The following is a 12,178-nucleotide window of genomic DNA, read 5'->3' as shown; positions in this document are numbered from 1 at the left end:
CCAAGCCGTTTACAAAGGGGTATTGTTGAATGGATTTTATGAGTAACGCTTTTATTAGAACAGCAGCAAACTATAGCGTTGTCGTGCTATGTTTAGTCGTTTTTTTGGCTGTGTTTGAACTGGTTACGCGTTATAAAAACTGGGTCGAGATCAAAAAAGGAAACTTTTCCGTTGCTATGGCAACAGGGGGCAAGATTTTCGGTATCGCGAACATCTTTCGTTACTCGATCGCTCAAAATGATTCCATACTTATGATGATAACGTGGAGTGCCTATGGGTTCATTCTGCTCTTGATCGGTTATTTTATTTTTGAATTCTTAACCCCAAAGTTTCAAATCGATAAAGAGATTGAGAACGATAACCGAGCAGTTGGTTTCATTTCGATGATCATCTCAATTGGTTTATCATTTGTAATCGGTGAAGGAATCGAATAGCTGAAGGGAAAAGATATGGAAACATTATTTAAAGTGTTGTTTGTGTTAAGCGGAGTATTCATTGCGGCAGGACTTATCTACTTATTCTTCTTTGCGTAAGTCTCAAAACCAGTTCTCGATTCGGAGAACTGGTTTTTTGTTTTCCTTAAGACTGTTCTGTAATTGTTATTAATCTTTAATGATTGTTTTACTTAGTATTACTTAAAAGATGTTACTTTAATTGTTTCTGATTTCTTCTGTGCAGGTTGATTGGAGCGCAAGGTTGCCGACTCCTGCGGGACAGGTGGGCAGGTGAGACACTTATACGTGAAACGTACGAATGTGGCTCACCGCCTGCCCCGCGGAAAGCGAGCAACCTGGAGCGGAAATCAATTACTACCAAGACTATCATTGAATCTGAATAAACAGCTTTTAAGTTTCCTTATGCTCAAAAACAGTTTTTAGAACCGTATTATTGAATTATTTATAATTTTTAAAAAAGTATATAAAATTGTATACGTTTTCAATATAATAGGAATAAAGATATAGAAATTTTGAAGGAAGGCGTGAATTAAAGGAGGAGATGCAAGTGGAAAGACGGTGGCTCAACAGTTACCCTAGTGAGATTCCGGGACATCTTGATTACGACAGCAAACCTTTATTCGCGTATTTAGAATCAGCAGCAGAAGAAAAAACAGATAAAACTGCTGTACACTTTTTAGGAAAGACATTAACATTCGGTGAGCTTCATGAATGCAGTTTACGCTTTGCGCATGCTCTAACAACGCTTGGTGTAAAAAAAGGTGATCGTGTTGCCATCATGCTGCCTAACTGCCCGCAGGCAGTCATCGCCTATTATGGCACCCTTTTTATAGGGGGAATTGTTGTGCAGACGAATCCTCTTTACACAGAGAGGGAGCTACGCCATCAATTATCGGACAGCGGGGCAAAAGTCATTGTAGGATTAGATCTTTTGTTTGGAAGGATTTCAGCCGTTCGTGGGGATACGAACATTGAACACATTATCATGACATCTGTGAAGGATTATCTGCCTTTCCCTAAAAATTTGATCTATCCATTTATTCAAAAGAGGCAGAATCCAACAGTAGTCGTTGATATTACGTACAATCATGAAGTTCATTCGTTTCGAGATCTGCAGAAACGCTCTCAACCAGTAAAGCCACAAGTAGAGGTTGATCCTGATGAGGATCTCGCACTGCTGCAATATACTGGAGGTACTACAGGGCCAGCAAAAGGTGTGATGCTGACTCACAAAAATCTAGTCACGAATGCGTTGCAGTGCAATACATGGATGTATAAAAATAGGGAAGGTAAAGAAAAGATACTCGGCGCTCTGCCTTTCTTCCATGTTTACGGGATGACCTGTGTTATGAATCTTGGCATCATCACGAGAGCAGAGATGATCATTCTGCCGAGGTTTGATCCAGTGCAAGTTTTGAAGACGATTCATAAGGAACGACCAACACTATTTCCTGGCGCTCCGACTATGTACATCGCACTTCTGAACCATCCAGATCTGAAGAAATACGATCTTTCCTCCATACAAGCATGTATAAGCGGATCGGCTGCTCTTCCGCTTGAAGTGCAACAAAAATTCCAGGAAGTCATCTCAGGTTCATTAGTTGAAGGGTATGGACTTACGGAGGCTTCACCCGTTACACATGCGAACCTCATTTATGGCGATCAGGTAAGAGGGAGTATAGGATTGCCTTGGCCGAACACAGAAGCAGCAATCATCTCAGCTGAAACAGGCGAATGGGCGGAGCCGGGTGAGATTGGAGAGTTAGCTGTAAGAGGACCTCAAGTAATGAAAGGGTACTGGAACCAACCTGAAGAAACCGCATCTGTATTCAGAGAAGATTGGTTGATTACGGGAGATATGGGTTATATGGATGAAAAAGGTTACTTTTATATCGTGGATCGGAAAAAAGACTTGATCATCGCAGGAGGATTTAATATTTATCCTCGTGAAGTAGAAGAAGTTTTATATGAACACGAAAAAGTAAAAGAAGCTGTAGTAGTCGGTGTGCCTGATGCATACAGAGGAGAAACAGTTAAAGCTTTTGTTGTGTTAAAGGAAGGAGCAGAATGTACGGAAGAAGAGTTAAATAAATTCTGCCGAGAACATCTTGCATCCTTTAAAGTGCCTAGGCTCTATGAGTTTAGACAAGAGCTGCCAAAGACGATGGTTGGTAAGATCTTAAGAAGAGTTCTTTTGGAAGAAGAACGTGAAAAAGCAAAGCAAAGTTCGTGAAAGCTGCCATCTGGCGGCTTTTTCTATGCAAAAGTGTCACCAAACAAGGAATGAAATAAGTAAGATTTAAGTTAGACTTGTAAAATGTATATAAAAAATGACATAATGAAATTGACAGAAAAGAAAGATTTGTTTTACAATTATGAATGAACAATCATTCATTTTTGAAAAGATGATTGTGTTATACAAAAAGAGGCGATAGAAATGAAGCGTAAAGGTCCAAAATACGAAAAAATCATTGATGCAGCTGTAAATGTGATCGCAGAACACGGCTATCATCAATCCCAAGTTTCAAAGATAGCGAAAGAAGCAGGTGTCGCTGACGGCACCATCTATCTATATTTTAAAAATAAAGAAGATCTGCTTGTTTCTGTTTTTAATGAGAAGATGGGGACCTTTATCGAAAAAACAGAAAACGAGCTGAAAAGTAATGATTCAGCGATTGAGAAGCTTAGAATTCTTGTTGAGATGCATTTTAAGCAATTGACTGCTGATTTTGAACTATCAATCGTAACACAGCTAGAACTAAGGCAGACGAACAGGCAGCTTCGTGCGAAGATCGGAGAAGTATTAAAGAGGTACTTAGATTTAATCGACTCGATCTTGAAGGATGGTATGCAGGAAGGCGTTTTTGTTAAAAACATGGATTACAGATTGGCTCGTCAGATGATCTTTGGAACAATTGACGAAACAGCAACAAACTGGGTAATGAACGATCATCGATATGATCTTCCTGCTCTTGCTGGCCCGGTTCATCAGATGCTTGTAAACGGTCTTTCCGTTCGCTCTGTACATCCAGATGATTGATATTCAAAAAAGGAGGGAATGCAAAGTTGGAATTCTTACAAATTGAAAAACAAAATAAAGTGGCAACGATCAAACTTAATCGTGCGCCAGCTAATGCTTTATCAACAGGAGTTATTGAAGAGATCGATAAAGCTTTAGATCAGATCGAAAATGATAACTCTGTTAAAGCAGTTGTTATTTTAGGAGAAGGACGATTCTTTTCCGCTGGAGCAGACATCAAAGAGTTTACAGAAGTTCCTGATGAAAAAGGTTTTGCGGAGCTTGGGAAAAAAGGACAAGATGTTTTTAGCCGAATCGAGCAATTTTCAAAACCAGTAATTGCAGCGATTCATGGAGCTGCGCTTGGTGGTGGACTAGAACTTGCGATGAGCTGCCACGTAAGGCTTGTGGCTGAAGATGCGAAACTTGGTCTTCCTGAGCTCACACTAGGGCTAGTTCCGGGATTTGCTGGAACTCAAAGACTGCCACAGCTTGTAGGTGTACCTAAAGCTTGCGAGATGCTTCTTTCAAGTAAGCCGATCTCCGGAGTAGATGCTGTCACATTTGGTTTAGCAAACAGTTCTTATCCAACAGAAGAGCTTTTTGAAAAGGCTTACAAAATGGCTGAAGAATTTTCTATGAAGAGTGCTGTTTCCATTAAGTACACTTTAGAGTTGTTGCATTATGCGAGACATGGACTCTATGAAAAAGGTGCAGAGAAAGAAAGAGAACTGTTTGGGAAAGCTTTTAAAAGCTTTGACGGACAAGAAGGAATCTCTGCATTTATTGAAAAAAGAAAGCCTGAATTTCAGGACCGATAACTAGGAGGGTAACCATGAACATTTATGTAATTTTAAAACGTACTTTTGATACAGAGGAAAAAATTTCTGTTTCAAACAACAAGATTTCTGAAGATAGTGCAGAATTCATTATTAATCCTTATGACGAATATGCGATTGAAGAAGCGATTACATTAAAAGATGCTCACGGCGGTACGGTTACGGTTGTAACGGTTGGAGACGAAGATTCTGAAAAAGAGCTTCGTACTGCACTAGCTATGGGAGCAGATCAAGCGGTTCTTATTTCGAACGAAGACTTGGACAGCCAAGATCAATTCACGACTTCGTCGGTTTTGGCAGCTTACTTTAAAGATAAAGAATACGACATTATTCTAGGCGGAAACGTTGCGATTGATAACGGGACTGGTCAAGTTGGACCGCGTCTTGCAGAATTATTAGATATTCCACACGTAACAACCATCACAAAGATTGAAGTGAACGGTTCGACTGTAAACATCGAACGCGATGTTGAAGGAGATCTTGAGAAGATTGAGACATCTCTTCCATTATTGGTGACTGCACAACAAGGATTGAATGAGCCACGATATCCTTCGTTACCAGGGATCATGAAAGCAAAGAAGAAGCCTCTTGAAACATTGGAGTTAGATGATCTTGATATTGATGAAGATGACGTAGAAGCGAAAACAAAAACGGTAGAAGTATATCTTCCACCAAAAAAGGAAGCTGGAAAAATCCTATCAGGTGAAACTCCAGACCAAGTAAAAGAACTTGTATCTCTGTTAAGAAATGAAGCGAAGGTAATATAAGGAGGAGTCATCATGGCAAAAAAAGTTTTAGTACTTGCAGAATCCCGTGACGGTGCGTTACGTAATGTTTCATTTGAAGCAATTGCAGCAGCAAAAGAAATTTCTGGCGGCGGAGAAGTGTTCGCAGTATTATGCGGTGACTCTGTTCAGTCGTTAGCAGCAGAATTAATTCACTATGGAGCTGATCGTGTACTCACAGCGGAACATGAGAAGCTAGCGAACTATACTCCAGATGGTTATTTCCAAACGTTAAAGCAGATCATCGATGATGAAAGCCCTGAAGCAATCGTGTTCGGACACACATCGTTAGGAAAAGATCTTTCGCCACGACTTGCAGCTCGTCTAGAATCTGGACTGATTTCAGATGTTACAGGACTTGAACAAGCTGGTGAGAACACTGTGTTTACTCGCCCTGTATATTCAGGAAAAGCCTTTGAAAAGAAATTAATCTCAGATGGTCTAGTATTCGTTACGATTCGTCCGAATAACATCGCACCATTAGAGAAAGATGAATCTCGCTCTGGTGATGTAACATCTGTATCTGTTGACATCAAAGACTTAAGAACGATTGTTAAAGAAGTAGTTCGTAAAGCATCTACAGGCGTAGATCTAGCAGAAGCAAAGATCATCGTTGCTGGTGGTCGCGGTGTGAAATCTGAAGATGGCTTCAAACCTCTTCAAGAACTTGCAGATGTACTTGGAGCAGCAGTTGGGGCATCTCGTGGTGCGTGTGATGCTGATTATTGTGATTATTCATTACAGATCGGTCAAACCGGTAAAGTTGTAACGCCTGATCTGTATATCGCTTGTGGAATTTCGGGAGCTATTCAGCATCTAGCTGGGATGTCTAACTCTAAAGTCATCGTTGCGATCAACAAAGATCCCGAAGCTAGCATCTTCTCGGTAGCAGACTATGGAATCGTTGGTGACCTGTTTGAAGTCGTTCCTTTATTAACGGAAGAGTTTAAAAAAGTGTTAGTATAATAGAATGTAAATGAATGAAAACGTCCGTTTTTCTGGACGTTTTTTCAATTTGAGAACGAGGAAGGTGTATGATGACTACGATTGCATTCATTCGTCATGGTGAAACGGATTGGAACATTGAAAGAAGAGCTCAAGGCTGTAAGGATATCCCGCTTAATGACAACGGGAAGTATCAAGCTGAACGTTTAGCGGAACGGTTTGTGGATGAAAAATGGGATGCTATATATGCCAGTCCATTACTCAGAGCATATAAAACTGCTGATGCTATCAGCGGAATAACCGGTCTAAACGTGTTGGCTGATGATAGACTTCGCGAGATCTCATTCGGTGAGACAGAAGGAACCACTGAGAGCGAACGAGTCGAACGCTGGGGAGAAAATTGGATGGAGCTTGATCTAGGTAGAGAATCAAATGAAGATGCCGATACTAGATGGAAAGCAGCCCTAAGCGATATTGTTCAAAAGCATAAGGGTGAGAAAGTTCTGGTCATCACTCATGGAGCATTACTTGTAAGGATCTTCAAAGAGCTTCTGCAAGACGATACTGATCGCTGGTACGGACTTAACAATACGTCTTTTTCTATTTTTAACCTAAAAGCAGAAAACGCTTGGACTTGTGAATTATTCAACTGTCAGAGACATCTAGAAAAGAGTGCTACAATCTAACGTTTGTCGAATAAAAAACTTGGGTACCATAAAGTTGAGCAAACTATTAGCAACTGTTACATTTGTGGGATATACTTTGTTTACACTTTGTTATTTAAAAGGAGGGCCAAATAAATGGCTATTGTTAATGCATCAGATCAAACATTTAATACAGAAACGAACGAAGGTTTAGTACTTGCTGACTTTTGGGCACCATGGTGCGGACCTTGTAAAATGATCGCTCCTGTTCTTGAAGAAGTAGATCAAGAAATGGAAGAAGTAAAAGTAGTTAAGCTTGATGTTGATGAAAACCAAGAAACAGCTGGAAAATTCGGTGTTATGAGTATTCCAACCCTACTTGTATTCAAAGACGGTCAAGTGGTAGATCAAGTTGTCGGTTTCCAACCGAAAGAAGCATTAGTTGAACTATTGAACAAACATAAATAAGGTTTACCCAAAAAAGCCCGTTGCTCGGGCTTTTTTTTTGTGCATTTTACAAACTGTTCAATATTTTCTAGGAAATATTGTCGATAAATGAAAATATGTGGTATTGAAATCACGATAGTATTATGAACACGTTGATACATGATATGATAGTAGAAAAGACTGCTATGAGTGAAGGGGGGAAGAAATTGACCTCTATTTCTGTAAAACAAAAATTAATGTTGCTACCAGATCAACCTGGCTGCTATCTTATGAAGAATGAGTTTGGGAAAGTTATTTATGTTGGTAAGGCGAAAGTGTTGAAGAATCGTGTGAAATCTTATTTCTCGGGGACACATGATGGTAAAACGCAAAGACTTGTTAGTGAGATCAGAGATTTTGAATACATTGTAACTTCTACTGAGATGGAAGCATTAGTTCTAGAGATGAATTTGATTAAAAAGCATGACCCTCGTTATAACGTTATGCTAAAAGATGATAAGAGCTATCCATACTTAAAAATCACTGCTGAAAAACAACCAAGACTTCTATATATACGGAAGATAAAAAAAGATGGCGGAAAATATTTTGGTCCGTTTGTGAATGCTTATGCTGCCCAAGAAACGAAAAAGCTTTTAGACCGTATTTTTCCACTCCGTAAATGTGATACGATGCCTAAAAGAGTGTGTTTGTATTATCATATCGGTCAATGTTTAGGTCCTTGCGTATATGATGTTACAGAACAAGAAAATAAACAGATGGTAGATGGCATCGTGAAATTTCTTAATGGCGGCTATCAGGATGTTAAAAATGAGTTGTCAGAAAAGATGCTCGAAGCCTCTGAAGCATTAAACTTTGAACGCGCAAAAGAGCTTCGAGACCAGATACAGCACATTGAAGCTGTTATGGAGAAGCAAAAGATGATGACAGCAGATTTAGTCGATCGAGACGTTTTTGGTTATCATTTCGATAAAGGATGGATGTGTGTACAAGTCTTTTTCATTAGGCAAGGAAAAGTGATTGCTAGAGATATTTCGGTCTTCCCTTTTTATGGAGAAGCGAATGAAGACTTGCTAACCTTTATTGGTCAGTTCTATCTGCAAAAAAATCACCTTCTTCCTAAAGAGATTCTCCTTCCACAAGAAGTGGATGCAGATCTTGTATCCGAACTTCTTCAAGTGAAAGTATTGCAGCCGAAAAAAGGACAAAAGAAAGAGCTTGTGGAATTAGCTACTAAAAACGCGTCTTTAGCTCTTCACGAGAAATTTGCCCTGATCGAGCAAGATGAGGCGAGAACGATTAAAGCCGTTGAGAACCTTGGTGAGAGAATTGGAATTGCTGCACCTTATCGTATTGAAGCGTTCGATAACTCGAATATTCATGGAACAGACCCTGTTTCTGCCATGGTTGTTTTTGTTGACGGAAAACCGTACAAAAAGGATTATCGAAAATATAAGATCAAATCTGTGGAAGGTCCAGATGATTATGCTTCCATGAAGGAAGTTGTTCGCAGAAGATATACAAGACTATTGAGGGAAGAAGGAGAGCTTCCTAGTCTTATTCTGATCGATGGCGGAAAAGGGCAAATATCTGCGGCTCAAGATGTATTAGAGAACGAGCTTAACTTATTTATTCCAGTAGCAGGTCTATCGAAAGATGAAAAGCATAGAACCTCACAGCTTTGGATTGGGGATCCTCCTGAAATGATACACTTGCCTAGAAACAGTCAGGAATTCTATCTTCTGCAACGAATTCAAGATGAAGTTCACAGGTTCGCGATCTCCTTCCATCGAAAAGTTCGCTCTAAAAGCATGTTCGAATCAACATTAGACAGCATCGCTGGAATCGGTGACAAACGCAAAAAGATGCTGCTTCGCCACTTTGGATCGTTAAAAAAGTTAAAAGAAGCTTCTGTTGATGAGATTCAAGCAGCAGGTGTGCCTAAACCAGTAGCCGAGCTTATTGAAAAAGCATTTTTATCAAATGAGTAGTTGCAGCTATTGAGTAACTTTGTTAAAATAAATCCAACTTTATAAATATGCCATGCTTCGTATGAAGTGATGGTAGAGGAGCAGGAACCAATAGTAACCCATCTGAAGAGAAGAAGCTCTAGTGATGATGGTGGAAAGGGGATTCTTGCCGAAGTGTAAAAGGACTTCTAGCCTTTTATGCTGGACCTGTATTGAAGAAATACAGAGCTGTCACACAAGTCCCCCCAGGGTTTGTGTGGAGGACTATCTCACGAGGGGGAACAAACTTGGCTTGCTACGGATTATAGCAACAATAGGGTTTTTCCTTATTGTTGCTTTTTTGTATTTACTTTCAAAAAAAGAAGGTATACGTGCACCGTCAACAAAGTCTTCTAATAAAAGAGATAGAATCTTACAACAAGAAGGGATTGGAGTATATGGGGAGAATCGTTCAAAAATTTGGTGGAACTAGTGTAGGCTCAGTTGAGCGAATACAAAATGTTGCAAAACGAATCATCCATGAAGTAGATGCAGGAAATGAAGTCGTGGTTGTGGTTTCAGCGATGGGCAAAACAACGGATGAACTCGTAAAGCTTGCTACAGATATCAGTCAGAACCCTTCTAAACGGGAAATGGATATGCTACTTACGACGGGTGAACAGATTACGATTGCCTTATTGACGATGGCTCTGCATCAAGAAGGATATAAAGCTCAATCATTAACCGGATGGCAAGCGGGTATTCAAACCGAAGATGCTTTTTCAAATGCAAGAATACTAGACATCGATTCAGAGCGCGTATCTTCTCTATTAAAAGATGGCCATATCGTGGTTGTCGCAGGTTTTCAAGGGCTGATTCCTGAAACAAAGGATATTGCAACGCTTGGCAGAGGTGGATCTGATACAACAGCCGTTGCGCTAGCGGCAGCTTTAAAAGCCGATCGATGTGACATCTATACCGATGTGACGGGTGTATATACGACGGATCCGCGTGTAGTGGATTCAGCTAGAAAACTACCTTCGATCTCTTATGATGAGATGTTAGAGATGGCGAACCTTGGTGCTGGCGTTTTACATCCGAGAGCGGTTGAGTTTGCTAAAAACTATAGTATTACATTAGAAGTAAGATCTAGCATGAGTGAAGAACGTGGAACATTAGTTGAGGAGGAAGTGTCTATGGAACAAAATTTAATGGTTAGAGGTCTTGCGTTTGAAGGAAACATAACAAAAATTACGGTCTCTTCAGTTCCCAATGAAATACACGCGTTAGCGGAATTGTTTACTATTTTGGCATCAAACGGCATCAATGTAGACATCATCATTCAGAATGTCCTAAATGAAGAAAAAACGAATATTTCGTTCTCGATTGAATCAAACTCATTATCTGCTACACAAGAAGTACTTGCTGCGCATCAAGGGAAATTAGGATTCGAATCGATCAGTTATGAACAAGGTCTTGCAAAAGTGTCAATCGTTGGCTCAGGCATGATCTCAAATCCTGGCGTTGCCGCTAAAATGTTTAAAGCTCTTTCAGACGAAGATATTATGATAAAAATGGTAAGCACTTCTGAGATTAAAGTATCAACCGTCGTGAAACAAGAAGATATGATTAAGTCGATAGAAACGCTGCATGATGTGTTTGAGCTAGATGCTCGTGTTCCCGTTCAGAACACATAGGACCAAACATTGAAAAAAGCCGGCAATACGCCGGCTTTTGTTATTCAATCGTATCTTTTTTGTCCCATTGAACAGTAATAAAAACTTTGTTTCGTTTTGTAGATTCTAAAGCTTCTGTTGTGCATTTTTTTTGCAGCTGAACTTGTTCAGCGAGGAAGCCTGCTTCTAGGCTGAACGTTTGATGATTGAAGTTTTCCATTCGCTGCATGATCAGTTGAGAGTTTAAAGAGAAATTCATCTCAGTTTTCGAAGCTTCGATCATTTCAAGAGTGCCCCAGCCTGCTTCAACAAAAAAAGCGTGAACTTCTTCCATCGTATGTAAAGGATATTTTCTAGCCAAGTGTCTTCCTGCCCAATAGAGAATATTTCGTTCTTGTTTGCCAAGAAGTTCAGGCAACAAATCGCTTCGAAGGATCTCATACCCAAAAGCTGAAACAGAAAGCTGTTCTACAGGGGTGTTATCATCCTTTGTCTTTTGTTTAAACATTCTGCATCCCTTCTTTCTAATTTTTATTATAACGGGAAAGCGGTTTAAACTCTATAGCAACTATCGGTATTTGTCGAAAATCTTAAACCTCCAAAAGCGTTGATGTATCAAGAAAATTTACGTATTTAGTTGTTAGCGTTTTCTTGACGGTGTCAAACGATGGGAGTAAAATGGACATGTTGCTAGTTAATTAAGCTAATTGTTTAACACTCATCCTCTAGAAGAGGAAACTTAAAACGCTTACATGTGGAGAGGAACAAAGATTAGCAGCCAGAGAGAGGCTAAATTTGAAGGGGGCAAGAGAATGGCTGGCAGTAGAGATTTTATTAACAGAAGGATTCATTCATTATTAGGAGTAATTCCGATCGGGATTTTTCTCGTACAGCATCTAGTTGTAAACCATTTTGCAACGAGGGATGCTGAAGCATTTAACAAAGCGGCGCATTTTATGGAAAGTTTACCTTTTCGTATTTTCCTAGAAACGTTTGTCATCTACTTACCTATTTTGTTTCATGCCGTGTATGGACTTTACATTACGTTCCAAGCAAAAAACAACGTTACCCGCTATGGCTATTTCCGCAATATGATGTTCCTCGTTCAGCGTGTAACAGGCGTTATCACATTAGTCTTTATCGCTTGGCATGTATGGGAAACACGTGTACAGGCTGCGTTGGGACAAGAAGTAAACTTTGATATGATGGCAGACATCTTAAGCTCTCCATTCATGGTTGTCTTCTATCTTGTTGGTGTTTTATCAGCAGTATTCCATTTTGCTAACGGATTATGGTCGTTCTTTGTCAGCTGGGGCCTTACAGTTTCGCCTCGTTCACAGAAAATTTCAACATACGTAACAATGGGTGTATTTGTTGCACTTGCTATTGTTAGCGTAAGAACAATCTTTGCATTCATTTAAA

13 protein-coding genes and 1 riboswitch are annotated in these 12,178 nt (G+C 39.8%); of the genes, 12 read left to right on the top strand and 1 reads right to left on the bottom strand.

Translation table 11 applies throughout. From position 1 onward, the window contains the following. Nucleotides 1-29: 29 nt before the first annotated feature. The 11 genes from IHV12_RS00540 to IHV12_RS00490 all read left to right on the top strand — a co-directional run bounded on the left by IHV12_RS00540 (nt 30) and on the right by IHV12_RS00490 (nt 10,777). On the top strand, nt 30-434 hold the full coding sequence (locus IHV12_RS00540; RefSeq protein ID WP_197189549.1) for a DUF350 domain-containing protein: 405 nt from the start codon (nt 30-32) through the stop codon (nt 432-434). A 291-nt stretch (nt 435-725) separates the two neighbouring features. Further along, complete coding sequence (locus IHV12_RS00535) at nt 726-878, top strand: hypothetical protein (RefSeq protein ID WP_197189548.1); 153 nt, start codon at nt 726-728, stop codon at nt 876-878. Nucleotides 879-996: 118 nt separating this feature from the next. Then, nucleotides 997-2,688, top strand: coding sequence for a long-chain-fatty-acid--CoA ligase (locus IHV12_RS00530; RefSeq protein WP_197131469.1), 1,692 nt, complete (start codon nt 997-999; stop codon nt 2,686-2,688). A gap of 204 nt (nt 2,689-2,892) precedes the next feature. After that, nucleotides 2,893-3,495: a TetR/AcrR family transcriptional regulator gene (locus tag IHV12_RS00525; protein WP_197131467.1), complete on the top strand. Its 603-nt coding sequence runs from the start codon at nt 2,893-2,895 to the stop codon at nt 3,493-3,495. 26 nt (nt 3,496-3,521) lie between these two features. Then, nucleotides 3,522-4,295, top strand: a complete 774-nt coding sequence (locus IHV12_RS00520) for an enoyl-CoA hydratase (protein ID WP_197131465.1) — start codon at nt 3,522-3,524, stop codon at nt 4,293-4,295. Nucleotides 4,296-4,309: 14 nt separating this feature from the next. Continuing rightward, nucleotides 4,310-5,080, top strand: coding sequence for an electron transfer flavoprotein subunit beta/FixA family protein (locus IHV12_RS00515; protein ID WP_197131463.1), 771 nt, complete (start codon nt 4,310-4,312; stop codon nt 5,078-5,080). A 12-nt stretch (nt 5,081-5,092) separates the two neighbouring features. Next, nucleotides 5,093-6,064, top strand: a complete 972-nt coding sequence (locus IHV12_RS00510) for an electron transfer flavoprotein subunit alpha/FixB family protein (RefSeq protein ID WP_197189547.1) — start codon at nt 5,093-5,095, stop codon at nt 6,062-6,064. A 68-nt stretch (nt 6,065-6,132) separates the two neighbouring features. Then, the gene (locus IHV12_RS00505; RefSeq protein WP_231620602.1) at nt 6,133-6,729 is read left to right on the top strand and encodes a histidine phosphatase family protein; all 597 of its coding nucleotides are present in this window, start codon (nt 6,133-6,135) and stop codon (nt 6,727-6,729) included. 114 nt (nt 6,730-6,843) lie between these two features. Continuing rightward, nucleotides 6,844-7,155, top strand: a complete 312-nt coding sequence (trxA, locus tag IHV12_RS00500) for a thioredoxin (protein ID WP_137788705.1) — start codon at nt 6,844-6,846, stop codon at nt 7,153-7,155. A 164-nt stretch (nt 7,156-7,319) separates the two neighbouring features. After that, nucleotides 7,320-9,122 (top strand): excinuclease ABC subunit UvrC, encoded by a 1,803-nt coding sequence (gene uvrC / locus IHV12_RS00495; RefSeq protein ID WP_197132113.1) that lies wholly within the window; start codon nt 7,320-7,322, stop codon nt 9,120-9,122. A 65-nt stretch (nt 9,123-9,187) separates the two neighbouring features. Further along, a riboswitch (Lysine riboswitch) is annotated at nt 9,188-9,376 on the top strand. A gap of 162 nt (nt 9,377-9,538) precedes the next feature. After that, a complete protein-coding gene (locus tag IHV12_RS00490; protein ID WP_197132112.1) occupies nt 9,539-10,777 on the top strand; it encodes an aspartate kinase in 1,239 nt (412 codons plus the stop codon). A gap of 40 nt (nt 10,778-10,817) precedes the next feature. Here the strand turns inward: IHV12_RS00490 and IHV12_RS00485 are convergent, their stop codons facing one another. Then, entirely contained in the window at nt 10,818-11,264 is a 447-nt protein-coding gene (locus tag IHV12_RS00485) for a YslB family protein (protein ID WP_197189546.1), read from the bottom strand. A 304-nt stretch (nt 11,265-11,568) separates the two neighbouring features. Here IHV12_RS00485 and IHV12_RS00480 point away from each other — a divergent pair, with 304 nt between their 5' ends. Continuing rightward, nucleotides 11,569-12,177: a succinate dehydrogenase cytochrome b558 subunit gene (locus IHV12_RS00480; protein WP_197131456.1), complete on the top strand. Its 609-nt coding sequence runs from the start codon at nt 11,569-11,571 to the stop codon at nt 12,175-12,177. The last annotated feature ends 1 nt before the right edge of the window (nt 12,178 follow it).

This window comes from Fictibacillus sp. 7GRE50 (genome assembly GCF_015903875.1).
GTDB classification, from domain to species: Bacteria; Bacillota; Bacilli; order Bacillales; family Fictibacillaceae; genus Fictibacillus; species Fictibacillus phosphorivorans.
The sequence above is the reverse complement of the archived record's forward strand: the minus strand, read 5'-3'. Positions and strand labels throughout refer to the sequence as shown.